At 63.4% G+C, this 25,444-nt stretch carries 20 protein-coding genes; 15 read left to right on the top strand and 5 right to left on the bottom strand.

The genetic code is table 11. The features are described 5' to 3' along the window. Positions 1-208 precede the first annotated feature (208 nt). The 3 genes from AABE10_RS09700 to AABE10_RS09710 form a co-directional block, all read right to left on the bottom strand. The gene (locus AABE10_RS09700; RefSeq protein WP_342933024.1) at positions 209-1,054 is read right to left on the bottom strand and encodes an alpha/beta hydrolase; all 846 of its coding nucleotides are present in this window, start codon (positions 1,052-1,054) and stop codon (positions 209-211) included. Between the two features lie 8 nt (positions 1,055-1,062). Beyond that, positions 1,063-2,661: a benzoate-CoA ligase family protein gene (locus tag AABE10_RS09705; protein WP_342933025.1), complete on the bottom strand. Its 1,599-nt coding sequence runs from the start codon at positions 2,659-2,661 to the stop codon at positions 1,063-1,065. Between the two features lie 81 nt (positions 2,662-2,742). Beyond that, positions 2,743-3,222, bottom strand: a complete 480-nt coding sequence (locus AABE10_RS09710) for a DUF4863 family protein (RefSeq protein ID WP_342933026.1) — start codon at positions 3,220-3,222, stop codon at positions 2,743-2,745. Between the two features lie 496 nt (positions 3,223-3,718). Between AABE10_RS09710 and AABE10_RS09715 the strand changes: the two genes are divergently transcribed. From AABE10_RS09715 to boxA, 4 genes are all read left to right on the top strand, one after another. Next, positions 3,719-4,681, top strand: a complete 963-nt coding sequence (locus AABE10_RS09715) for a helix-turn-helix transcriptional regulator (protein WP_342933027.1) — start codon at positions 3,719-3,721, stop codon at positions 4,679-4,681. A 133-nt stretch (positions 4,682-4,814) separates the two neighbouring features. Next, positions 4,815-6,497, top strand: coding sequence for a 2,3-epoxybenzoyl-CoA dihydrolase (gene boxC, locus AABE10_RS09720; RefSeq protein WP_428983284.1), 1,683 nt, complete (start codon positions 4,815-4,817; stop codon positions 6,495-6,497). 87 nt (positions 6,498-6,584) lie between these two features. Beyond that, entirely contained in the window at positions 6,585-8,012 is a 1,428-nt protein-coding gene (gene boxB / locus AABE10_RS09725; protein WP_342933028.1) for a benzoyl-CoA 2,3-epoxidase subunit BoxB, read from the top strand. A gap of 42 nt (positions 8,013-8,054) precedes the next feature. Further along, positions 8,055-9,302 (top strand): benzoyl-CoA 2,3-epoxidase subunit BoxA, encoded by a 1,248-nt coding sequence (gene boxA / locus AABE10_RS09730; protein ID WP_342933029.1) that lies wholly within the window; start codon positions 8,055-8,057, stop codon positions 9,300-9,302. A 41-nt stretch (positions 9,303-9,343) separates the two neighbouring features. Here boxA and AABE10_RS09735 read toward each other — a convergent pair whose 3' ends face one another. Continuing rightward, positions 9,344-10,048: a TetR/AcrR family transcriptional regulator gene (locus tag AABE10_RS09735; protein WP_342933030.1), complete on the bottom strand. Its 705-nt coding sequence runs from the start codon at positions 10,046-10,048 to the stop codon at positions 9,344-9,346. 395 nt (positions 10,049-10,443) lie between these two features. Between AABE10_RS09735 and AABE10_RS09740 the strand changes: the two genes are divergently transcribed. The 11 genes from AABE10_RS09740 to AABE10_RS09790 all read left to right on the top strand — a co-directional run bounded on the left by AABE10_RS09740 (position 10,444) and on the right by AABE10_RS09790 (position 23,973). Then, the gene (locus tag AABE10_RS09740) at positions 10,444-11,721 is read left to right on the top strand and encodes a Zn-dependent hydrolase (protein ID WP_342933031.1); all 1,278 of its coding nucleotides are present in this window, start codon (positions 10,444-10,446) and stop codon (positions 11,719-11,721) included. 121 nt (positions 11,722-11,842) lie between these two features. Then, positions 11,843-13,192, top strand: coding sequence for an NAD(P)-dependent oxidoreductase (locus tag AABE10_RS09745; protein WP_342933032.1), 1,350 nt, complete (start codon positions 11,843-11,845; stop codon positions 13,190-13,192). 51 nt (positions 13,193-13,243) lie between these two features. Beyond that, positions 13,244-14,566, top strand: a complete 1,323-nt coding sequence (gene preA / locus AABE10_RS09750; RefSeq protein WP_342933033.1) for an NAD-dependent dihydropyrimidine dehydrogenase subunit PreA — start codon at positions 13,244-13,246, stop codon at positions 14,564-14,566. Between the two features lie 57 nt (positions 14,567-14,623). Further along, a complete protein-coding gene (locus AABE10_RS09755; protein ID WP_342933034.1) occupies positions 14,624-16,120 on the top strand; it encodes an NCS1 family nucleobase:cation symporter-1 in 1,497 nt (498 codons plus the stop codon). Between the two features lie 28 nt (positions 16,121-16,148). Next, a complete protein-coding gene (gene hydA, locus AABE10_RS09760; RefSeq protein WP_342933035.1) occupies positions 16,149-17,600 on the top strand; it encodes a dihydropyrimidinase in 1,452 nt (483 codons plus the stop codon). Positions 17,601-18,087: 487 nt separating this feature from the next. Continuing rightward, the gene (locus AABE10_RS09765; RefSeq protein ID WP_162497881.1) at positions 18,088-18,870 is read left to right on the top strand and encodes an amino acid ABC transporter substrate-binding protein; all 783 of its coding nucleotides are present in this window, start codon (positions 18,088-18,090) and stop codon (positions 18,868-18,870) included. 22 nt (positions 18,871-18,892) lie between these two features. Next, positions 18,893-19,570, top strand: coding sequence for an amino acid ABC transporter permease (locus AABE10_RS09770; RefSeq protein WP_090872065.1), 678 nt, complete (start codon positions 18,893-18,895; stop codon positions 19,568-19,570). Positions 19,571-19,573: 3 nt separating this feature from the next. Further along, the gene (locus AABE10_RS09775) at positions 19,574-20,341 is read left to right on the top strand and encodes an amino acid ABC transporter ATP-binding protein (RefSeq protein ID WP_342933036.1); all 768 of its coding nucleotides are present in this window, start codon (positions 19,574-19,576) and stop codon (positions 20,339-20,341) included. A gap of 168 nt (positions 20,342-20,509) precedes the next feature. Then, entirely contained in the window at positions 20,510-20,959 is a 450-nt protein-coding gene (locus tag AABE10_RS09780; RefSeq protein WP_342933037.1) for a hypothetical protein, read from the top strand. Positions 20,960-21,075: 116 nt separating this feature from the next. Next, positions 21,076-21,306, top strand: coding sequence for a hypothetical protein (locus AABE10_RS09785; protein ID WP_342933038.1), 231 nt, complete (start codon positions 21,076-21,078; stop codon positions 21,304-21,306). A 561-nt stretch (positions 21,307-21,867) separates the two neighbouring features. Beyond that, positions 21,868-23,973 (top strand): YadA family autotransporter adhesin, encoded by a 2,106-nt coding sequence (locus AABE10_RS09790; protein WP_342933039.1) that lies wholly within the window; start codon positions 21,868-21,870, stop codon positions 23,971-23,973. 152 nt (positions 23,974-24,125) lie between these two features. On the opposite strand, the gene AABE10_RS09795 is transcribed toward AABE10_RS09790, so the two are convergent. Next, entirely contained in the window at positions 24,126-25,433 is a 1,308-nt protein-coding gene (locus AABE10_RS09795) for a DUF3443 domain-containing protein (protein WP_342933040.1), read from the bottom strand. Positions 25,434-25,444 lie beyond the last annotated feature (11 nt).

A 25,444-nucleotide genomic window follows, 5' to 3' on the forward strand; every position in this document is an offset into this window, starting at 1 on the left:
CGTTATCGGCATGTTGTCCACAGGGTTGGTCACGGATTCTGTGGACAAGGCGTGTGTCAGGTCCGGCATGCGCGAGGTTTCATCAACGGCGCGGTTGCGCAAGCATCGTGTTCAATCCGAATCGCATCAATGACTTGTTCGGGTCTTGCACGGGTTACGCACAACCTTGTGCACGGATTCTGTGGAGAACTTTGATGCAGCGTGTGCGCTATTCGCTGCTGTGCTCGTTGACGAATGCGACGATCGCATCGTTGAGAGCTTGCGGCGCGTCGCGATGAGGCGAGTGTCCGCACTTGTCGAGCCTGGTCAGTTGCGTCTGCGGCGCGTGTTGCGCAATCGTGTCGATCTGCATCATCGTGCCGTAGTGATCGTCGTGACCTTGCACGGCGAGCAACGGGCAGCGAATGCGCTTTAGTTCATCGACGATGCTCCACGACCGGAATGCCGCGCTCAGCCACACATCGTTCCAGCCGTAGAACGCCGAATCGATATCGTCGTGATAGCGGGCAAGCCTGCTGCGCAGGTCGGATTGTTCATACGCCGTTTTCGCGTCGGCAATGCTCGAGACGGAAATGTCCTCGACGAAGACGTGCGGCGCAATGACGACGGCGCCCGCGAGTGCATCGGGGAAGGCGGCAGCATAAAGCAGCGTGATCGATCCGCCGTCGCTGTGACCGATCAGCCACATGCATTGCCGTTCCTGAGCGCTGACATCGAGTGCATCGAGCAGCGCGGGCAGTACATCGCGGGCCTGCACCGACATGAAGTCGACGGGCAGCTTGACATCGTGCGGACGCGGCGTCGAACGGCCGTAGCCGGGGCGCGAGTACGCGAGACCGCGCATGCCGAGCCTGTCGCACAGAACCTGAGGCCAGTCTTTCCACATCGCGACCGATCCCAGCCCTTCATGCAGAAACACGGCCAGCGGCGCATCGACCAGATGCGCGTTGAGCCAGCGGTATTCGATCTCCAACGCGCCGCGGTGCGCATTGGCCGGCAATGCGATCGACGCACTCTTCGCATCGTCGCGCAAGCTCATGACAGGTTCGGACATTCCGTTCATCAGCCGATTGGCTGTTCTCGAAGTTTGAAGCGTTGAATCTTACCCGTTGCCGTCTTCGGCAGATCGTCGACGAAGACGATATCACGCGGATACTTGTGCGGCGCCAGCTTGCCCTTGACGAACGACTTCAGTTCATCCGCGAGTGCATCACATGCACCGGCAGTTTGCTTCAGCACGACGAATGCACGCGTTTTCACAAGACCACCATGATCGACGCCGACGACGGCCGCTTCGAGGACGGAAGGATGTTGCACGAGCACCATCTCGACCTCGACGGGCGATACATACTGTCCGCTGACTTTCAGCATGTCGTCGCTGCGGCCCGCGTACTGATAGCAGCCGTTCGGCAGACGGCAATACTTGTCGCCGCTGCGAATCCATTCACCTAGAAAGGTCGCGCGAGACTTTTCGCGATTGGACCAGTACATCAGCGCCGCGCTCGGCCCTTTGATGAACAGATCGCCCACTTCACCGTCAGGCACGAGATGACCTGCTTCGTCGCGCAACTCCACTTCATATCCGGGCACGGGACGGCCCGTCGTTCCGTATTCCACTTCACCTGCGCGATTCGACAGGAAGATATGCAGCATCTCGGTCGAGCCGATGCCGTCGAGAATCTCGCAGCCGAAATGCGCGGTGAACCGTTCGCCGATCTCGCGCGGCAACGCTTCGCCCGCCGACGCGCAGATGCGCATCGCGACCTGCTCGCGCGGCGGCAGATTGGGCGAAACCAGCATGCTCGCGTACAGCGTCGGCACGCCGTAGAAGATCGTCGGCCGATGCGCGACGAGACGCCTGAAGATCGCGTCGGGTGTGGGCCGCTCCGCCATCAGCACGGCCGTTGCGCCGACCGAAAGCGGAAACGTCAGCGCGTTGCCGAGGCCATACGCGAAAAACAGCTTGGCGGCCGAGAACACGACATCCTGTTCGCGGATACCGAGTACCGGTTTCGCGTAAAGCTCGGCAGTCCAGTACAGGTTCGCATGCGTGTGCACCGTGCCTTTCGGCTTCCCTGTCGAGCCCGATGAGTACAGCCAGAATGCGATGTCGTCGCCGCTACATGCATTCGGTTTCAACATGGGCTCAGCGCCGTCGATCAACCGGTTCAACATGTATTCCGGTGGCGGATCGACCTGCGCTGGCTGCGACGCGATCAGCAGGCAGCCATCGTGTTCCGCTTCGCGCATTGCTTTTTCGACGTTCGGCAGCAGTGCGCACGATGCGATTACGGCGCGCGCGTGGCTGTGCGTGAGCATGTACAGATAGTCCGCGGCCGTGAGCAGCGTGTTTGCGACAACGGGGACGACGCCCGCGTACAGTGCGCCGAGAAACGCGATCGGCAGTTCGGCGGTGTCGAGCATCACGAGCAGGATGCGTTCTTCGGGATGCACGCCGAGCGAGCGCAACGCGGTGGCGAAACGGCGCGCGCGGTCTTCGAGTTGCGCATAGGTGACGACGCTCGCGTCGTCGATGTAGGCGGGTTTGTCCGGGCGCACGTCGTTGAGGCGGAACAGATGCGACGCGAAGTTGAATTGCGCGGGCGGCGCTTCGACTTTTCGCGCGGGCTCGCTCGGGCGCGATTCCAGCAAGGCTTCCATGTGTCCTCCGGCGTGTGTTGAGGCGGCGTGCGTATCAGTGCAGGTGATGCGAGTGCAGGTAGGGCGCGGTTCGGTGCGCTCTCAGGCACTCGACGCGTCCTGTGTGAATTGGATTGCACCTTGCGGCAGCAGATACAGCACGAGTGCCTGTCCGTGTGCGACTGTCGGCCGATGTGCACTGCCGGGCCCATAGACGCACCAGCCGGCTGGGTGCCCGTCGAATGTCGTGCCGTCGGTGAGCGGCATGATCAGATCGATTTCGCCATTCGGATGCATGTGATGCGGACCGGCAATGTCCTGCATGTCGACGACGTCGACGGAAAAACCGTGCGTGTCGGGTGTAGGCTTGATAACACGTCCGTAACGGATGCCGCTGTGCTCGCGGTTGCACAGCCAGCCTTCGGCGACACCCGTGCGGCATGCGTCGGCGAGTTCGCGGTACGTATCGCTGCCGGAAGGCCAGGTCGCGTTGAGCCAGGCAGCCAGCGACGCGTCGAGCGGACGATCCGCCAGTTGCGCGGTGACGCGAGCGATCAGACGCTGAAAGTCCTGGGGGAACATGCTTGCCTCCTTGTCGACCGGAGTTAGCGCTTTAGCTGTCGGCTGGAGTTAGTGCTTCAACACGTGCTCCGGTCCCATGCAGAGCGGTCGACGCGAGTTTGTGCTTTAGCGCTTGCTCCCGTCCCATACCCAGCATCGACGAAAGTTGGCGCTCCAGCGCTGACCCCGTCCAAATGCGGAGCGCCGCCCGGCGTTCACGCTTTATCGCGTCGCTCCGATCCAACGCATCCGCGGTTGATCACCGTCGGCGTGTCGACCGGGTTCGGACGTTGGTACCTGTTACGGGTCCATGCCTCGCTCTGATCATATGCAAGATGTCGACCGACACGCACCTTAGTTCATGTGGTGTGCGACCGATCGTCTCCGATTTCGCCTATGCCATCCGGAAGAGGGCTCGCGGCGTTGTTATTGCATCAATATGCGGCGAAAATTAACCGTTCACCTCGTGCGTGTCAAGCACTATAGTACATATACCTATGCGATGAGGGTTCGCGATATGAATCAAACTTACTCTGCTATAGCGGCCAATGCGACGCCGTCTCCGGGTGCCGACGACGAAGCGCCGAAAGCCGAGCGCGAAGAGCGCGACCCGTTTCTGACGGCGATGGGCGAGCGCGTGCGCCTGCTGCGCGCCCGGCGCGGCATGACGCGCAAGACGCTGGCTACGGAAACGGGCCTGTCCGAGCGGCATCTGGCGAATCTCGAATCGGGTCTGGGCAACGCGTCGGTGCTGGTGCTCCGGCAGATCGCGGCCACGCTGAACTGCCCGCTCGCTGAAGTCATCGGCGACGAAACCACGTCCTCCGCCGAATGGCTGCTGATCCGCGAACTGCTGCAGGGCCGAGACCAGGCGGCATTGCAGCGTGCCCGCGTCGCGCTGTCGGAGATGTTCGCGCAGGCGCCGCGCGATCCGCACCGGAAGGACCGCATCGCTTTGATCGGGTTGCGCGGCGCGGGCAAGTCGACGCTCGGCCGCATGCTCGCGCAGGAGCGCAAGGTGCCGTTCATCGAGATCACGCGCGTGATCGAGCAGATGGCGGGCTGCCCGCCGTCGGAGATCCATTCGCTGTACGGCGCGAGCGCTTATCGGCGCTACGAGCAGCGCGCGCTCGAAGCCGTCATCGGCGAGCACGAGCGGGCCGTGATCGCGTCGCCGGGCGGGCTTGTGTCCGAGCCTGCCACGTTCAACATGCTGCTCGCGCACTGCTTCACCGTCTGGCTGCAGGCGAGCCCCGAGGAGCACATGCGCCGCGTCGTCGCGCAGGGGGATCTGCGGCCGATGGCGGGCAGCAAGGAGGCGATGGAGGACCTGAAGCGCATTCTGGCGGGCCGCAGCGAACTGTACGGACGCGCCGACATGAGCTTCGACACCAGCGAGCGCACGCTGGCCGACGCCTATCTGCAATTGCGCGATCGGCTGGCGGCGCGGCTGGCGGCCGAACTGGGCGACGAAGCGTGATGCATTCGCGCGTCACCAGATGGCGCTTGCCTGCCAGGGATAACCCGGGAACATGAAGTAAAGTGCTTTACATGGGTAATATGGTGCATTATTGTTCCTTCAAGCAATCCGCATCCGCCTCAGGAGACGCCCCATGTCCTCAGCCATGTCTTCAGAAGACGCCGCCGCCGCGCGAGTCGACTACCGCACCGCTCCCTCGCAGTACAAGCACTGGAAGCTCTCGTTCAACGGCCCGGTGGCGACGCTCGGCATCGACATCGCCGAAGACGGCGGCATCCGCGATGGCTACAAGCTGAAGCTCAATTCATACGACCTGGGCGTCGACATCGAACTGCACGATGCACTTCAGCGCATCCGCTTCGAGCATCCGGAAGTGCGCACGGTCGTCCTCACGAGCATGAAGGACCGCGTGTTCTGCTCGGGCGCGAACATCTTCATGCTGGGGCTGTCGTCGCATGCATGGAAGGTCAACTTCTGCAAGTTCACGAACGAAACGCGCAACGGCATCGAAGACTCGTCACGTCATTCCGGCCTGAAGTTTCTTGCAGCCGTCAACGGTGCATGTGCAGGCGGCGGATATGAACTGGCACTCGCGTGCGACGAGATCTATCTGGTCGACGACCGCTCGTCGTCCGTCGCGCTGCCTGAAGTGCCGCTGCTCGGCGTGCTGCCCGGCACGGGCGGCCTGACGCGCGTCACCGACAAGCGCAAGGTCCGGCACGACCGCGCCGATATTTTCTGCACGCTGGTCGAAGGCATTCGGGGCGCGCGGGCCAAGGAGTGGCGCCTCGTCGATGAAATCGTGAAGCCGAACCAGTTCGAGCCGGCGATCGCGGCGCGTGCACTGGAACTCGCGCAGCAAAGCGACCGTCCCGCAGATGCGAAGGGCGTGACGCTCACGCGCATCGAGCGCGCCGAACGTGAGGATGGCCTCACGTATGCGACGCTCGACGTCACGATCGACCGCGCGAAACGCACGGCCACATTCACCGCGAAAGCGCCCGCGACCGATCAGCCGACCGATATCGAAGCGATTGTCGCGAAGGGCGTCAACTGGTGGCCGCTGCAGTTCGCGCGCGAGCTCGACGATGCGATTCTCTCGATGCGCACGAACGAGCTGGAGATCGGCACGTGGATACTGAAGACGCAAGGCGACGCGCGCGCGGTGCTCGCCGCCGATGCGACGCTGCTTGAGCACAAGGACCATTGGTTCGTGCGCGAAACGATTGGCCTCTTGCGTCGCACGCTCGCGCGCATCGACGTCTCGTCGCGTTCGCTGTTTGCGCTGATCGAGCCGGGTTCATGCTTCGCGGGCACGTTCGCGGAGTTCGCATTCGCCGCCGATCGGACCTACATGGCGGCGCTGCCCGCCAACGAGGACGAAGAGCCGGCGATCACGCTGTCGGAAGTCAACTTCGGCCTGTATCCGATGGTCACGCATCAGTCACGCCTCGCTCGGCGCTTCTATGAAGAAGCCGAGCCGCTCGATGCCGCGCGCGCGAAAATCGGCCAGCCGGTGAAAGCGGTGGAAGCCGAGCGTTTGGGTCTTGTGACGGTCTCACTGGACGATATCGACTGGGCCGACGAAATCCGCATCGCGCTCGAAGAACGCGCGGCAATGTCACCCGATGCGCTGACGGGCATGGAAGCGAACCTGCGCTTCAACGGACCCGAGACGATGGAGTCGCGCATCTTCGGCCGTCTGACTGCATGGCAGAACTGGATTTTCAACCGGCCGAACGCCGTTGGCGAGAAGGGCGCGCTCAAGGTGTACGGCAAGGGCAGCAAGGCGCAATTCGACGTGTCGCGCATTTGAGTTCCTAAGCCGCGTCATCGCACGCACATCGACACAACGGCACGACGCCTCTCGCCAGACAACACGCACTGCGCTCAAGGAACCGACATGTCCACGATCAACTACAGCGACAAAATCCCCAACAACGTCAATCTCGCCGACGACCGCACGCTGCAACGCGCGCTCGAACAATGGCAGCCGAACTTCCTGTCGTGGTGGAGCGACATGGGACCGGACGGCTCGCACAACTTCGACGTCTATCTGCGTACCGCGATCAGCGTCGACCCGGGCGGCTGGGCGCACTTCGACTACGTGAAGATGCCCGACTATCGCTGGGGCATTTTCCTGTCGCCTGGCGACCAGGACCGCAAGATCCATTTCGGCGAGCACAAGGGCGAAGCCGCGTGGCAGGACGTCCCCGGCGAGCATCGCGCGAACCTGCGCCGCATCATCGTCACGCAAGGCGATACGGAACCCGCGTCCGTCGAGCAGCAGCGTCATCTCGGCCTGACGGCGCCGTCGCTGTACGACCTGCGCAACCTGTTTCAGGTGAACGTCGAAGAAGGGCGTCACCTGTGGGCGATGGTGTATCTGCTGCATCGCTATTTCGGTCGCGACGGGCGCGAGGAAGCAGAAGCGCTGCTCGGCCGCCGCTCGGGCGACGAAGACAATCCGCGCATCCTCGGTGCGTTCAACGAGAAAACGCCCGACTGGCTCGCGTTCTATATGTTCACGTATTTCACGGACCGGGACGGCAAATTCCAGTTGAGCGCGCTCGCCGAATCGGGCTTCGATCCGCTCGCGCGCACGACGAAATTCATGCTGACGGAAGAAGCGCATCACATGTTCGTCGGCGAGTCGGGTGTATCGCGTGTCGTGCAGCGCACCGCTCAGGTGATGAACGAACTGAAGACGGACGACGTCAGCAAGCTTCGCGCAGCGGGCGTGATCGATCTGCCGACCATCCAGCGCTATCTGAACTTCCATTACTCGGTGACGATCGATCTGTTCGGCGCTGATCAGTCGTCGAATGCGGCGACGTTCTACAGCTCGGGCCTCAAGGGCCGCTATGAAGAAACGAAGCGCGATGACGATCATCAGCTAAGCGGCCTCAACTACAAGCTGCTCGACGTGGAAGACGGCAAGCTCATCGAGCGCGAAGTGCCGATGCTCAACGCGATGAACGAAGTGCTGCGCGACGACTACATCAAGGATTCGATGGCGGGCGTCGCGCGCTGGAACAAGGTGCTCGAAAAGGCCGACATCGACTTTCGTCTGAGCGTCCCGCACAAGGCGTTCAACCGGCAAATCGGCACGTTCGCGGGCACGCATGTTTCGCCCGATGGGCGCGTGATCGGCGAGGCCGAATGGGCAGCGAACGAATCGAAATGGCTGCCGACGCCGGAAGACCGCGCGTTCGTCGCATCGCTGATGGGGCGCGTCGTCGAGCCGGGCAAGTTCGCGAACTGGATCGCGCCGCCCGCGATGGGCATCAACCGGCAGCCCGTCGATTTCGAATACGTGCGCTTCAACTGAACGCAGCGCAGCGCCATCGCAAGAGGGCAGGAGACAGCAATCATGAACGCGCCTGTGTCGATCGAAATCCTGAAGCAGCATCTGATCGATCCGGAGATCTGCATTCGCTGCAACACGTGCGAAGAGACCTGCCCGATCGATGCGATCACGCACGACGGCACGAACTACGTCGTGAAGCCGGACATCTGCAATGCGTGCATGGCATGCGTGCCGCCGTGTCCGACGGGCGCGATCGACAATTGGCGCTCGGTGCTCAAGGCCGACGCGTACAGCATCGACGAGCAGTTCACGTGGGACGTGTTGCCCGAGCAGGGAACGATGGCGCCACCGCCATCCGCCGAATCACAAAACGCGCCGTCAGCAAGCAGCGACGATACCGATGAGGCGGAAGGCATCGAGGTCGATACGGTGCGTGGCGCAGTCGTGCCGCCGTGGTCCGCGGCGCGTCCTTATGTGAATCTCTACTCGCACAGGAATCCGACGACGGCGACCGTCGTCGGCAACTATCGGCTCACGGATGAAGCGACGCAGAGCGACATCCATCACATTGTGATCGATTTCGGACAGATGCCGTTCCCCGTGCTCGAAGGACAATCGATCGGCATTCTGCCGCCCGGCGGCACCGCGGATGGACGCGCGCATCATGCGCGGCAATATTCGATCGCGAGTCCGCGCGATGGCGAACGCCCCGGCTACAACAACGTGTCGCTGACCGTGAAGCGCGTCACGCAGGACTACGAGGGCAATGCGACGAGCGGCGTGTGCTCGAACTATCTGTGCGATCTGAAGAAGGGCGATGTCGTCAACGTGATCGGCCCGTTTGGCAGCACGTTCCTGATGCCCAATCATCCGAACTCGCATCTGCTGATGATCTGCACGGGCACAGGTTCGGCGCCGATGCGCGCAATGACGGAGTATCGCCGCAGACGAAGGCTGAAGGGCGCAACGGGCAAGCTGATGCTATTCTTCGGCGCGCGCACGAAAGAAGAACTGCCTTACTTCGGCCCGTTGACGAACCTGCCGAAAGATTTCATCGATACGAACCTCGCGTTTTCACGCACGCCCGGCGAGCCGAAGCGCTACGTGCAGGATGCGATGCGCGAACGTGCCGCCGACGTCGCGCAGATGCTCAAGGACGACAACACGTACATCTACGTGTGCGGATTGAAGGGCATGGAAGACGGCGTGCTGCAGTCGTTGCAGGATATCGCCGGGCAGCACGGTCTCGATTGGGATGTGCTGTGGCAGAAGCTCAAGCGCGAAGGGCGCCTGCATCTGGAAACGTATTGAACGCGCGGATGAAGTGACTGAAGTGACTCAAAGCAAAGCGCTCAGGTCTTCGCAGAAGGAGACCTGGCGCCGCACGCGCGAATCACGAGCTGCACGACCTGTTCGGTCGCCGCATCGAAGGCCTTTTGCGACAATGCCCGCTTGCCGCCCAGCGCGCGTATCTGCGCATCGAAATCCGCGTAGTGCTGCGTCGTCGCCCAGATCATGTACATCAACGTCTGCGCATCGACGTTCGCGAGCAGTCCGCGCGCGATCCAGTCGTCGATGACTTTCACGCGCGTGTCGAGCCACGGTTTCACGCGCTGATCGAGGATGTCCTGCATGTGTCCGGCGCCGTGGATGATCTCGTTCGCCCACACCTTCGAGCCGAGCGGCCGCCGCCGCGACAATTCCATCTTCGCGCGCACATAGCCGCCGATCGCTTCGACAGGATCGTCGCTGCCTTCGAACGTATTCGCCGCGCGATGCCAGTCTTCGAACAGGTCTTCGAGCACGCGCCGGTAGAGCGCGAGCTTGGTTGGGAAGTAGTAATGGACGTTGGCTTTCGGTAAGCCCGCGCGCTCCGCGATCATCGCGGTGCTCGCGCCTTCGAAGCCTCTTTCCGCAAAGACCGCCTCGGCGCACGCGAGCAGATGCGCTTCGTTGCTCTCGCGAATGTGAGCCTTGCGCCGCCGCAAAGGTCGCGCCGCTTCGTCGTGATTCGTCTCGCTCACCACTGCGTCGTCCACTCGCTTGTCGTCTTTCATCATTGGCCTCGCGCGGTCCGGTGCCGCGTCGCGCTTCATTCTAGCCGCTTGCGCACGCGCCGACACGGACATTCTCGTCGGTGCGCGGCCGCAACAAAGTGCGTTGCTGCGTTGCGACGGGCATGCTTCTCGCTCTGTTTCCGCCGGCACGAAAGAGATTGATTTGCTGATTTTGATCGACTACAACCTGTCCAATCGGACAGGATTCGCAAGGCGCGCCATACCACCCGTCGACCGGGGCACGAACGTATTCACGCGATGCATGCGATGCGTGCATCGATGCCCCAAAGCGAATCCGCTGACGTATCCGACGCACCGGTTTCACGTCGTCGCGAGGCATCGCAAGCCCCTCGCGCCTGAACTGCAAAGCGTGTTGATCCAGAGGAGCAAGACGAATGAATGCGGTATCCGAAGCGTTGAAACAGGGACTCGATACGTCGATAGCCGTGAACGGAAAGCGGCTGTGGGACAGCCTGATGACGATGGCGAAAATCGGCGCGACACCGAAGGGCGGCGTCTGCCGTCTCGCGCTCACCGATCTCGACAAGCAGGGCCGCGACCTGATCGTCAACTGGGCGAAGGAGGCGGGCTGCACGGTGAGCGTCGACCAGATGGGCAACGTGTTCATGCGTCGCGCGGGCGCGAACCCGAATGCGTTGCCCGTGATGACGGGCTCGCATGCCGACTCGCAACCGACGGGCGGCCGCTTCGACGGCATCTACGGCGTGCTCGGCGGACTCGAAGTGATCCGCAGCCTCAACGATCGCAACATTCAGACCGAGCATCCGATCGAAGTCGTGATCTGGACCAACGAGGAAGGCTCGCGCTTCGCGCCTGCGATGGTGGCGTCGGGCGTGTTCGCGGGCGTCTTCACGCTCGACTATGGCCTGTCGCGCAAGGACGTCGACGGCAAGACGATCGGCGAAGAACTGAACCGTATCGGCTATGCGGGCGACGTGCCGTGCGGCGGACGTCCGCTGCATGCCGCGTTCGAACTGCACATCGAGCAGGGACCGATACTCGAAGCCGAGCAGAAAACGATCGGCGTCGTCACCGATGCGCAAGGGCAGCGCTGGTACGAAATCACGCTGACGGGGCAGGAAGCGCACGCGGGCCCGACGCCGATGCCGCGTCGCAAGGATGCGTTGCTGGGCGCGGCGCGCGTCGTCGATCTCGTCAACCGCATCGGCCTCGATCACGCGCCGCTCGCGTGCGCGACCGTCGGCATGATGCAGGTGCATCCGAACTCGCGCAACGTGATTCCCGGCCGCGTGTTCTTCACCGTCGACTTCCGTCATCCCGACGATGCCGTGCTCGCGAAGATGGACGCTGGACTACGCGAAGGCGTTGCGAAGATCGCGGGCGCAATCGGCCTCGAAACGCAGCTCGAACAGATCTTCTACTACGAGCCCGTCAGGTTCGACGCGGCGTGCGTGAAGTCCGTGCGCGCCGCTGCTGAACGCTTCGGCTATTCGCATCGCGATATCGTGTCGGGAGCGGGTCACGATGCGTGCTACCTGTCGCAAGTCGCGCCGACGTCGATGGTCTTCGTGCCTTGCGTCGACGGGATCAGTCACAACGAAATCGAAGACGCGACGCCCGAATGGATCGAGGCGGGCGCGAACGTGCTGTTGCACGCGATGCTGGAGCGTGCTTGCGAGCCCGCATCGTGAGCCGTCGATAACGCTGTAACGCTTTTACCTCGCTTCTAGCTCTATAAAACACGCCGCCCCGGCTTCGTTCACACGAAGCCGGCAGGCACGGCTACGTCCTCACTTTGACGAAGGAACGCGTATGGCCATCAAGCAAACCGGCGACATCGCCGCGCGGCGTTTGTCGTCCGAACAGCTTTCGTGCGAGTTCGCGGACATTGCGCCGCTGCTGGATGCGACGGCAGCCGCCGCGGCCGCGAGCCGCTGTCACTACTGCTACGACGCGCCATGCGTGCAGGCCTGTCCGACGCAAATCGACATACCTGGCTTCATTCGCAAGATCGGCAACGGCAATCTGAAGGGCGCGGCCACCGACATTCTTTCGGCGAATCCGCTAGGCGGCATGTGCGCGCGCGTCTGCCCGACGGAGATCCTTTGCGAAGGCGCGTGCGTGCGCAATCATCAGGACGCGAAGCCCGTCGCGATCGGCGGGTTGCAACGTCACGCGACGGATTGGGCGATCGCGCGCGATGCCGTGCGGTTCAGCCGCGCGCCCGATAGCGGGCGTCATGTGGCCGTGGTCGGCGCGGGGCCCGCCGGGCTCGCGTGCGCGCATCGTCTAGCCGTCGCGGGTCATCGCGTGACGATCTACGACGCGCGCGACAAAGGCGGCGGCCTCAACGAATACGGCATCGCCGCATACAAGAGCGTCAACGACTTCGCCCAGCGCGAAGTGCAGTGGCTGCTGTCGGTGGGCGGCATCGAACTGAAGACGGGTATTGCATTGGGTCGCGACGTGACGCTCGACGCGTTGCGTCAACAGCATGACGCCGTGTTCCTCGCGGTGGGCCTCGCGGGCGTGCGCGCGCTCGAACTCGAAGGCGAGTCGCTGAACGGCGTGATGAACGCGGTCGATTTCATCGAGCAGGTGCGTCAGGCGAAAGACCTGTCGACCGTGCCTGTCGGGCGTCGCGTGGTCGTGATCGGCGGCGGCAATACGGCCATCGATGCCGCCGTGCAAAGCCGCAAGCTCGGTGCGGCGAGCGTGACGATGGTGTACAGGCGCGGCGTCGAATCGATGAGCGCGACATGGGCCGAGCGCGAGTTTGCGCAGACGCAGCGCGTGACGCTCGTCACACATGCAAGGCCCGTGTGTTTGATCGGCAGCGATGGAACGGTGACGGGCGTCGAGTTCGAACGCATCGCGAATGATGACAGCGTGGAGCGCTTCACCGTCCAAGCCGACATGGTGCTCAAGGCGATCGGCCAGACGCTCCTGCCCGTCGGTCTCGATCGCGAACTGCTGACGCTCGACGGCAGCCGCGTTGCCGTCGATGCGGACATGCGCACGTCGTTGGACAAAGTCTGGGCGGGCGGCGATTGCGCGGCATCGGGCGGTGTCGATCTGACCGTGCAGGCCGTGCAGGACGGCAAGCTCGCGGCGGCGTCGATCGACGCGGCGTTTGCGCTCGCAGCCGTCAAGGCGGCCTGAAACGCAAGCACGCGCAACGTCACAACGCAACGGAATCCCACGGAGCCGATCATGGCCGATCTACGCTGCACGATTGCCGGCATCAATTCGCCGAATCCTTTCTGGCTCGCATCCGCGCCGCCGACCGACAAGGCGTACAACGTGAACCGCGCGTTCGAAGCGGGCTGGGGCGGCGTCGTGTGGAAGACGCTTGGGCTCGATCCGCATGTGGTCAACGTCAGCTCGCGTTACGGCGCGGTGCAATGGAACGGCCAGCGCATCGCGGGCCTCAACAACATCGAGCTGATCACGGATCGGCCGCTCGATGTCAACCTGCGCGAAATCACGCAGGTCAAGCGCGACTGGCCCGAGCGCGCGCTGATCGTGTCGCTGATGGTGCCTTGCAACGAGCACGACTGGAAAGGGATTCTCACGCTCGTTGAAGACACGGGCGCGGATGCCGTCGAGCTGAACTTCGGCTGTCCGCATGGGATGAGCGAACGCGGGATGGGCTCGGCCGTCGGCCAGGTGCCCGAGTACGTCGAGATGGTCACGCGCTGGGTCAAGGAGGGCACGAAGCTGCCGTGTCTCGTGAAGCTCACGCCGAACATCAGCGATATCCGCATGGGCTCGCGTGCCGCTTATAAGGGCGGCGCCGATGGCGTGTCGCTGATCAACACGATCAACTCGATCGTCGCCGTCGATCTCGACCAGATGGCGCCGATGCCGACCGTCGACGGCAAGGGCACGCACGGCGGCTACTGCGGCCCCGCCGTCAAGCCGATCGCGCTGAACATGGTCGCCGAAATCGCGCGCGACCCGCAGACGCCCGGTCTGCCTATCTCGGGCATCGGCGGCGTTTCGTCGTGGCGCGACGCGGCGGAGTTCATCGTGCTCGGCGCGGGCAGCGTGCAGGTGTGCACGGCGGCGATGCACTACGGCTTTCGCATCGTGTCCGATCTTGCGGACGGCCTGTCGAACTGGATGGACGAAAAGGGCTACGCGACGCTCGACGATATTCGCGGCCGCGCGGTGCCGAACGTCACCGACTGGAAGTATCTGAATCTGAAGTACGACATCAAGGCGCGCATCGATCAGAACAAGTGCATCCAGTGCGGCCTGTGTCACATCGCATGCGAGGACACGTCGCATCAGGCGATCACGCGCGAGAAGGACGGCAAGCGCCATTTCGAAGTGATCGACGCGGAGTGCGTCGGGTGCAATCTTTGCATGCATGTGTGCCCGGTCGAGCAATGCATCACGATGGAGCGCGTCGACAGCGGCGAGTACGCGAACTGGACCACGCATCCGAACAATCCGGCGCGCGTCGTTGCCGATGCACCCGAATCGGGCCACGCGCAAGCCGATGCGCAGCACGCGGCGAAAGCGGCCTGAGACCAACGTACCGACAGTCAACGAGCAGTCAACGAGCGATCAAGTGGAGATCCATCGATGAAGCAGACAGCGCAATCCGCCGACGCGCCGCACGGCAGCAGTCTCTATAACGACGACCTCGCGCCGACGGGCCCCGCGCAGCGCACATGGAAGTGGTATCACTTCGCGGCGCTGTGGGTCGGCATGGTGATGAACATCGCGTCGTACATGCTCGCAGCAGGTTTGACCGAAGAGGGCATGTCGCCGTGGCAGGCTGTGCTGACGGTCCTGCTCGGCAACGTGATCGTGCTGGTGCCGATGCTGCTGATCGGACATGCGGGCGCGAAGCACGGCATTCCGTATGCGGTGCTCGTGCGCTCGTCGTTCGGCACGCAGGGCGCGAAGCTGCCGGCGATGCTGCGCGCGATTGTCGCCTGCGGCTGGTACGGCATCCAGACGTGGCTCGGCGGCAGCGCGATCTATACGCTGCTCAACATCCTGACGGGCAACGCGCTGCACGGCGCGGCGCTGCCGTTTCTCGACATCTCGGTCGCGCAGCTCGCGTGCTTTCTCGCCTTCTGGGCGTTGCAGATCTACTTCATCGTGCACGGCACCGATTCGATCCGCTGGCTCGAAAGCTGGTCCGCGCCGATCAAGGTCGTGATGTGCATTGCGCTCGTCTGGTGGGCGACGTCGAAGGCGGGCGGCGTCGGCTCGATGCTGTCGGCGCCTTCGCAGTTCGCGCCGGGCGGCAAGAAGGAAGGGCTTTTCTGGGTCACGTTCTGGCCGGGCCTCACGGCGATGGTCGGCTTCTGGGCGACGCTCGCGTTGAATATCCCGGACTTCACGCGTTTTGCGAAGACGCAGCGCGACCAGATCGTCGGGCAGTCGATCGGCCTGCCCGTGCCGATGGCGTTGCTGTCGGTGATCTCGGTCGTCGTCACGTCGGCGACGGTCGTGATCTACGGCAAGGCGATCTGGGACCCGATCGACCTGACGAGCCGCATGACGGGCATCGGCGTCGGCATCGCGCTCATCATCCTCACGCTCGATACGATGTGCTGCAATCTCGCCGCGAATCTCGTCGGACCCGCGTACGACTTTTCGAGCCTGTGGCCGAAGGGCATTTCGTATCGCACGGGCGGCCTGATCACCGCGACGATCGCGATCGTGATGATGCCGTGGAAGATTCTCGCGACCACGCAAGGCTATATCTTCACGTGGCTCGTCGGTTACTCGGCGCTGCTCGGACCCGTTGCGGGCATCCTGATGGTCGATTACTTCCTGATTCGCGGCACGCGGCTCGATCAGCGCGAACTGTTCGACGAAAACGGCGAATACAGCTACACGGGTGGCTGGAACATGGCCGCTGTCGTCGCGCTCGTGATCGGCGTGCTGCCCAATCTGCCGGGCTTTCTGCACACGGCGTTTCCCGCGTCGTTCCCCAACGTGCCTGGGTTCCTCAATACGCTCTACACGTATGCATGGTTCGTCGGACTCGCGCTCGCATCGATCGTGTACGGCATGTGGATGAAGCTGCGTGGCAGTCCCGGCGCGAGCATGGCGAATGCGTGAACACGGGACTTAACGGAGGAGGCAACCGATGACAACCCTGATTCGCGGCGGCACCGTGATCGACGCCGACCGCACGCACAGAGCCGACGTGCTGATCGCGGACCCGCAGGACGGCGGGACGATCCTGCAGATCGACCGCACGATCGATCCGCCCGACGGCGCGAAGATCGTCGATGCGCACGATCAGTATGTGATGCCCGGCGGCATCGATCCGCACACGCACATGGAGCTGCCGTTCATGGGCACGACGGCGAGCGACGACTTCTATACGGGCACGGCGGCGGGCCTGTCGGGCGGCACGACGAGCATCATCGATTTCGTGATTCCGAGCCCGAAGCAGCCGCTGATGGATGCGTTCAAGGAATGGCGCGGGTGGGCCGAAAAGGCGTCGGCGGATTATGGCTTTCACGTGGCCGTCACGTGGTGGGATGACTCCGTCTATCGCGACATGGGCACGCTCGTGCACGAGCACGGCGTGTCGAGCTTCAAGCACTTCATGGCCTACAAGAACGCGATCATGGCCGACGACGAAGTGCTCGTGAACAGTTTCTCGCGTTCGCTCGAACTCGGCGCGCTGCCGACCGTGCATGCGGAGAACGGCGAGCTCGTATTCCAGTTGCAGAAGCAACTGCTCGCGAAGGGATTCAAGGGACCGGAGGCGCATCCGCTGTCGCGTCCCCCCGAAGTGGAAGGCGAGGCCGCGAATCGCGCGATCCGCATTGCGCAGGTGCTCGGGGTGCCCGTGTATATCGTGCACGTCTCCGCGAAAGAGGCCGTCGAAGCAATCTCGCGCGCGCGCAACGAAGGGCAGCGCGTGTTCGGCGAAGTGTTGCCTGGCCATCTCGTGATCGACGAGTCCGTGTATCGCGACCGCGACTGGACGCGCGCCGCCGCGCATGTGATGAGCCCGCCGTTTCGCACGAGCGAGCATCGCGAGGCGCTGTGGCGCGGCCTGCAATCGGGTCAACTCCATACGACGGCCACCGACCATTGCGTGTTCTGCGCGTCGCAGAAGGCGATGGGCCGCGAGGACTTCACGAAGATTCCGAACGGCTGCGGCGGCGTCGAGGACCGGATGTCGGTGCTATGGCACGAGGGCGTGAACCGTGGGCGCATCACGCCGAACGAGTTCGTGCGCATCACGTCGACGAACGCCGCGCAGATCTTCAATCTGTATCCGCGCAAAGGGGCAGTGGAGGTTGGCGCGGATGCGGACCTCGTCATCTGGGACCCGGTCGCGACGAAGACGATCTCCGTGAAGACGCATCATCAGAAGGTCGACTTCAACGTGTTCGAAGGGATGACGGTGCGGGGTGTCGCGATGCACACGTTCACGCGCGGCGCGCATGCGTGGGCCGACGGCGATCTGCGCGCGCAGCGCGGCGCGGGCCAGTATCTGAAGCGTCCGCCCAATGCCGCGTACTACGATGCGGTGCGGGTCGCCAACAAGCTCAAGGAGCCGCGTCCCGTCGAACGTTGAACAACCGCGCCTATCCACTCGGCCCGACCGGCTCGATCTGGCTGCACGACACGAACGGCCGCTTCGCCTCGCAGGGCTGGAGCGGCCGTTGCTATTTTCGGGTATGCTTCCGGCCTCGCTGCGGGAGCGACTTGCGAAGCACCACGGCGCGTGCAAGGAACGAGTAAGGGCGGCAGGAAAGAAGCGGCAAATCGACGCCGAAGCCATCGCGAAGCGATAGCAACGCAAACGCAATGCAAACGCAATGCAACGCAGCGACGAACTGCACGCTAACGCCCCATGCGGCGCAAGGATTCGCGTGCGTCCGTATACTTGCGCATTGCCAACCCTTCTGTTTCGGTCTAGTTTATTCCGCCGCGGCATATATATAAGCCTTCAAATGCGTTGTGGAAATAAAGACCGTTTGCTACAGTCCGCCCACGCTGCCGGACGGGTGTTTCGGCAGACGCACGCACAACCGGATAAAACGAACCTCGGAGCACACATCATGAAGTCGATTCGATCCCTCCTGCTGATCGGCCTGCTGCAAGTCGCCACTGCGACGGCCGCCTTCGCCGCCGACGACCTCTCGAAGATCAAGTCCGCCGGCGAGATCAAGTTCGGCACGGAAGGCACCTACGCGCCGTTCACGTTCCACGACGCGTCGAACCAGCTGACGGGCTTCGACGTCGAAATCGGCCGCGCGATCGCGCAGAAGCTGGGCGTGAAGCCGGTGTTCGTCGAAGGCAAGTGGGACGGCCTGATCGCAGGTCTCGACGCGAACCGCTATGACGCCGTGATCAACGAAGTGGCCGTCACCGATGCGCGCAAGCAGAAGTACGACTTCTCCACGCCGTACATCACGTCGCACGCGGCGCTGATCGTGCGCGCGGACAACAGCGCGATCAAAACTTTCGACGACCTGAAGGGCAAGAAGTCGGCCAACACGCTGACCAGCAACTTCGGCAAGATCGCCGCTGCGCACGGCGCCGAAGTGGTCCCGGTGCAGGGCTTCAACGAATCGATCGATCTGCTCACTTCCGGCCGCGTCGATGCGACGGTCAACGACTCGCTGTCGTTCCTCGACTTCAAGAAGCACAAGCCGGACGCGAAGGTGAAGATCGCTGCGATCGACACGTCGTCGGATAGCTCGGACAAGTCGGCGGTGCTGATCCGCAAGGGCAATCCGGAGCTGCAGGCCGCGATCAACAAGGCGCTCGCCGACATCAAGGCCGATGGTACGTACGAGAAAATCTCGAACAAGTACTTCGGCAAAGACGTTTCGCAATAAGCAAGAAGGGCGAGCCTGAATCATGCCTGCATGGTTGCACCTGATGGGGGAGTCGCTGTGGCCGCTGCTGTATGCGGGCCTCGTGTTCACCGTGCCGTTGACGCTCGTGTCGTTTGCGATCGGCCTCGCGCTGGCGTTCATCGTGGCGCTGCTGCGGCTGTTCGGGCCGGCGTGGTCGGTGGCCGTCGTGCGCTTCTACGTGTGGCTGTTTCGCGGCTCGCCGCTGCTCGTTCAGCTGTTCGTGATCTTCTATGGCCTGCCGAACGTCGGCATTGTGCTCGATCCGTTGACGGCCGCGATCATCGGATTCTCGCTGAACGTCGGCGCGTATAACTCGGAAGTGATTCGCGGCGTGATCGAGTCGATTCCGAAAGGGCAGTGGGAAGCCGCGTACTCGATGGGCATGACGCGCGCGCAGGCGCTGCGTCGCGCGATCCTGCCGCAAGCGGCGCGCGTCGCGCTGCCGCCGCTGTCGAACTCGTTCATCGCGCTCGTCAAGGACACGTCGCTTGCTGCCGTGCTGACCGTGCCGGAGATTTTTCAGGCCGCGCAGCGCATCGCATCGGTGACATACGAGCCGCTGATTCTCTATACGGAAGCCGCGCTGATCTATCTCGTGTTCAGCTCGGTGCTGTCGTCCGCGCAGGTGCGTCTCGAACGCCGCTTCGGCCGCCACGCGCTTTTCACGTCGGGTAGCTGAACGATGATTCGCCTCGAAAAAATCGAAAAGTATTTCGGCGACCATCGCGTGCTGAACAGCGTCGATCTCGCGCTCGATCAGGGCAATGTGACGGCGCTGATCGGCCCGTCGGGCAGCGGCAAGAGCACGTTGTTGCGCTGCGTGAACCTGCTGGAAATTCCAGAGGCCGGTTCGCTCGAGCTCGGCGACCAGCGCATCGCGTTCAGCCGTACGGAAAAACTGTCGAAGGAAGCGGTGCTCGCGATTCGCCGCCGCACGGGCATGGTGTTCCAGAACTTCCAGCTGTTCCCGCATCGCACGGTGATCGAGAACGTGATGGAAGGGCTCATCACGGTGCAGAAGTGGGACCGCGAAAGGGCGCGCGCGCGGGCGCTCGAACTGCTGGAAAAGGTCGGCATTGCGCACAAGGCCGATGCGTGGCCCGTCACGCTGTCGGGCGGCCAGCAGCAGCGCGTGGCGATTGCGCGGGCGCTCGCGCCGTCGCCGGAAGTGCTGCTGTGCGACGAACCGACTTCCGCGCTCGATCCGGGCCTCGCTGCCGAAGTGGTCGAAGTGCTGCGCCAGCTCGCGAAAGAAGGCATGACGATGCTGATGGCCACGCACGATTTGCGGCTCGCTGCATCGATCGCGCGCAATGTCGTGTTCCTGAGCAACGGGTCGATCGTCGAGCAGGGCCATTCGCGCGACATCTTCACGCGGCCGAAGCAGGCGGAAACCGCGAGCTTCGTGTCGACGCTCACGCAGACGCTGCCGGAGGGCTGGGAAGACTGATCGCCTCTTCCGCCCGATCTACGTCAATATATGGATGACAGCGAGGGCGCCTGCGGGCGCCTTTGTTGTTTTTGTTTCGCGCGAGGCCCGCGCTTCAGGCGGGCTTCCGTCGTGCCGGCATCCAACAGCCAGGCTACAATGGCCGTCGCCTTTAGCCACGGAACATCGATGAAGACACGCACTCTGTTGATCGCATGCTGCACGGTTGCCGCCGCTTTGTCCGCGGGGTGCGCGTCCGTGTACAAGAACACGAGCGCATGCGAGCAGATGATGCGGCAATCGGCGAGCGAGCTTTCCGCCGACGATACGTTGAAGATCGTGCACGCGGGGACAGGGATTCACGGCAGCCGAGTCGTCGTGGAAGGCACGCTCGAGCATCCGCAGACGGCGTCGGAAGCGGCCGCCGCCAGGCCACGAAATACGAACATCAACGAAGCCGGGCTGCTCGCGCCCGTCGCGGCCGCAATCGAAAAGACCAAGCCGCGCAAGACCGTGGTGCCGGCAGCCGTCGAATGCACTTATGACGCCAACGGCTTGAGCGCGTTCCGCTGGCTCGCGCCCGCGCGCCTCGCGAGGACGGGCGCGGCCGCCGACGTCGGAGAGCAGACCGGCGAGTGAAGCGGGCGGCGCGGCATGCTGCGACGCACCTGCCACATCCAGGCCGACATGCTAGGATTTCTGCGTAATGCGGGCACGTTACTGCGGGCACGTTATGCATGGGTCAGGAGGGCAGCATGGACGGCTTCGTCAGACATCACATAGAGGGCGCATCCGTCGATATCGACGTGGTGCCCGCCACGCCGCGCGGCTATTGCGCGCGCTTCCGCATCTTCCGCGACGCCGCCGACAAACCCGAATGGCATCAGGTTCACGTGTCGGGCAGCGTGTTCGACACCGCCGAAGAGGCCGAGGAGGCGGCGCGTTCGATGGCACTCGAAAAGGTGCTCGCAGGCGGCGGCGCCTAGCCTTGCGTTTGCGGGCGCATTGCCGGCACTTCCTTATCTTTCCGGTCAGTTTCGTTCGCGTGGCGCGCTAGCGTCGCACGCGTTCCCTTCGTTCTCTTCGATGCGCTCGATGCGTCGCGCATGTTCATGCGCGCACGTTGAGCAACGTCGTCCGCGAATATCGAAGAAATCCGACTTTGGGAGTTTTCTTGTATTGAGGAATTCCCCGTCTCCGTAGGATTTACCCGTCGTAACCGACATCGAAGAAGTGGCGGTACGTAGGAGGCATCTTGCGCAATCTCGGTTCCGTCGTTCGCCGAATACCTTGTCAAAATTGATTTGGTATCCGAAGTAATGAAGGCAGAAGCAAATCGTTCGATGCTGCATTTTGGGGAGAGAAGTGAATTATCCGTATCAAGGTTCTAGATGAGCAATGTGCAGAGCGTAGCGCGCGATCAACGCGCGCCGGTTTCTTCTTTGTCGATTGGTGCGCAAGGCGGCGTTGGCATGATTGGCCGCCGCGCCGCCCTTTATGATGCAGTTGGTCGTTTGGGCTGCTTCGATCACTGTGGACGCACTAGCATGGTCGTCGCAGTGTTGGGAGCGATCGCATGGTTGCCTGCGGCGCACGCGGCGCCCGTCACCGATTACATCGCCGTGAGCGGCAACGTGATGACGGGCGCGCCGACCACAGTGTCGAATGACCTGAACACAATGGCGATCGGCCCATCGGCGAGCGCGTCGGGAGACTATGCGCTCGCCGTGGGCGCTGGCGCGGGCGCGGCACGCGCCGGCTCGACGGCCGTTGGTGCGCGCGTTGCGGCGTTGGGCCTGGACACGACAGTGATCGGCTATAGCGCGTCGACGGGATTCAACGCGGACAGGGCCGTTTCGATCGGCTACATGTCGGCGGCGGACGGCGCGGATTCACTCTCGTTCGGTTCGATGTCAATGGCGCGCGGTCAGCGTTCGACGGCGATCGGCGTGAACGCGCTGGTGGGTGACACTGCCGCCGACGGGGTGGCCTTGGGTTCGAACAGTTCGGTCATGGCAAGCGGTTCCGTCGCGTTAGGCGCGAATTCAAAGGCCGATCGGGCGAACGTCGTCTCCGTCGGCAACGCGACGCTTCAGCGGCAGATCGCCAATGTTGCGGCGGGCACGGCGGATACCGATGCCGTCAACGTCAGCCAGTTGCGGGCCGCGGTATCGGCTGGCGTACCGGACGCGGTCACCTATGACTCGGCGGCTCATGACGCCGTCACGTTGGGTGGCGCAGCAGCGAGTGCACCCGTCCGGCTCGGCAACGTGGCGAACGGTATCGTCGACGCAAGCAGCCACGACGCGATCAACGGCGGCCAGTTGCACGGCTTGAGTGCGAGCGTGGCGTCGGCGTTGGGAGGCGACGCGGCGGTGGCGACTGATGGAACGGTCGTCGCGCCGTCGTATCGTGTCGGCGGCAGCGTGTTTCGCAATGTCGGCGATGCGCTCGGCAACCTCGATGGCCGCGTTGCCAGCAATACGAGTGCAATCAACGATCTCAACGTCGCGCTCGGCAACGTAATGAATAATGGCGTCGAGCCGCGCTATTTCCATGCGAATTCGACGCTCGCCGATTCGCTGGCGACGGGCGCCAATTCGGTTGCGATTGGTGGAGGCGCGCAGGCGGCCTTTGATAACTCAGTGGCGCTCGGCGCAAATGCGATCGCGGATCGGGCCAATTCGGTATCGGTCGGCACGACGGGCGGCGAACGGCAGATCACGCATGTCGCGGCGGGCACGGCGGATACGGATGCCGTCAACGTCGCGCAATTGAAGCAGGCGGGTCTCGTCGATGGAAACGGTCGTGCAACGAGCGCCGTCGTGTACGACCATGCGGGCGATCAGGTGGACTATGCGAGCGTGACCTTGGGTCAGGGCGTGGCTGGCGGCACGATCCTTCACAATCTGGCCAACGGCGTTCTCGCTAGCGACGCGGTCAATCTCGGTCAGTTGAACGACGTGATGAATCAGATCGTCAACGTGCAAACGCAAGGCGCGACGAATCCCTTCGTGAGCGTGAATGGCGACGCTACGACGGAAGCAGCGACTGCGACGGGCACGCATACGACGGCTATGGGCGCGAGCGCAGTCGCAAACGGGGATCAGGCCACCGCGCTCGGCGCAAATGCACAGGCGAATGGCGTGACGACGACGGCTGTCGGCGCGCAAGCTGTCGCGAACGGCGCGAATGCGTCGGCATTCGGCACGGGCAGCCAGGCCGTCGCCAATGGCGCGGTTGCCTTGGGCGCCGGGTCCATCGCGGATCGCGCGAACGCCGTGTCGGTGGGCCAGGCAGGCGGCGAACGGCAGATCGTCAATGTCGCGCCGGGCACGCGCGGCACGGACGCGGTCAACCTGAACCAGTTGAACGCAGCGATCGATCAGACCCATCAGTCGCTTCACGACCTTGACACGAGCACACGAAAGGGGATCGCCGCCGCGTCGGCGTTGCAGATCGTCACGCCGTACTTGCCGGGACGTACGACCCTTAATGCCGGTATCGCTGGCTATCGGGGACAGGCGGCGCTCGGTTTCGGCGTATCGCGCTGGAATGAGAAGGGGACGATCAATTTCAATGCGGGCGTCGCGTCGTCGGGCAGCAACAGCACGATTGTGCGTGCCGGGATTGGCATCGTGCTTGGCAACTGATCGGGCTTGCACGCTGGGCGCAGGCGCTGTCTCACCGTCGCGGTCCCGCCGCGGGCCCGTTCTGGGGGCCGTTGTGGTTCCGCTGTAGTCGGCGGCGCTTGCGTCGGCGAAAGAGGTGAACGGTCGAGAGTGGCGCGCGACACGTCGCTTGCTCAAAACGCGTAGTACGGGCCGTTGCCGGCCGACGTCAGCCTCGACTCGATCGCGGTGTAGATGCGTCGTCCGAAGAAGAAGGGCAGCCCCCAATCGAATGCGTTTGACGGCCCGCCCAGGTTGTTGAATGCGTAGTTGTTGGTGGCAAACAAGCTCTGCGCGTTGGCGATGGAAAAATCCGGTGACGCCGTTGCGCCGTTGACACCCGTCAGTGTCGCCGACAGCGATTGCGTCGACGTAGGGCACCACCAGACGCCGCAGCGCGTAAGCGTCGTGCTTGGGAAAAACAGGCCGTTCGAACCGCTATCGATAAAGCTTTGCGAGTACGGTTGTCCGTTCAGGGAGGTGGTTACATAGCCTGTCGTGGTATTGGCCTTCAGCACGGTTGCGCTGCCGAGCGTGTTGTTGGCCTGTGTGCCGATGCCGAAGATCATCGATCCGTAGATAGTCGCTTCGCCGCCCGGACCCACCGTCGGTAGGTCGATCACAACGCCGTTGTTGTCGAGCGCAAACCGGCTGATCGGGTTGGTGACTTGCTGGTCAAGCGGTTGCGTACTCGATGCGCAATAGCCTGTCATATCGCATGCGTAGTACCAGCGCGGTAGTGCCGACGCAACACAGCCGCCGCCGCAATCGGCGGAGAACAGGCCGACGCCGAGGATGCCGTTCACGCGCAGCGCCGTGGGCGTCATCATCGGCAGGCCGGAGGCCGCGCAGTCGGAAGGGACAGTCGGCACGGACGGATCGGCGATCAGCTGGATCGACAGGCTCGGCGCGAGCTGGCCTGCCATCCGGACGTCGGCCGTTCGTACGGCGCCCCATGTGTAGCCTGTGCCGAACACGCCGCATTCTCCACTAACGCCGTTCGTCGTACCGGAAGGCGTGGTCGCCGGCACGGCGGGCAATGCGAGACTCGCTGGCAATTGCGAAGCGAGTATGCGCAGTCCTTGCGAACCGGTATCGACCTGCACGTTGTCGATCGTCACGCAGTTCGATGTCCCCGGTGCGCATACTGTCACGCTCGTCGTGAGCATGTTCCGGGTCTGCATGGGCGTCGATGTGACGACGACCGGCTGGACATTGGGTATCGTCGATTGAGGAACCGTTACGATGGGTGCGCTGGCCGAGGCAGGGGCGCTGGCCGTCGGCGCGCCACTCGCGCCGCTGCCCGGCGAGGCGGATGTCGTCGGGGACGCGTTGCCAGCCGTATCCGAACTGCCTGAATTTCCGCCTCCGCCGCCGCAACCGGGCAATCCGATGAGTGCTCCCACGAGAAAGCCGAGCGCGAGAAACCGGTTATTTGTCATCGCGCATCTCG

The organism is Paraburkholderia diazotrophica (assembly GCF_038900755.1).
GTDB classification, from domain to species: Bacteria; Pseudomonadota; Gammaproteobacteria; order Burkholderiales; family Burkholderiaceae; genus Paraburkholderia; species Paraburkholderia diazotrophica_A.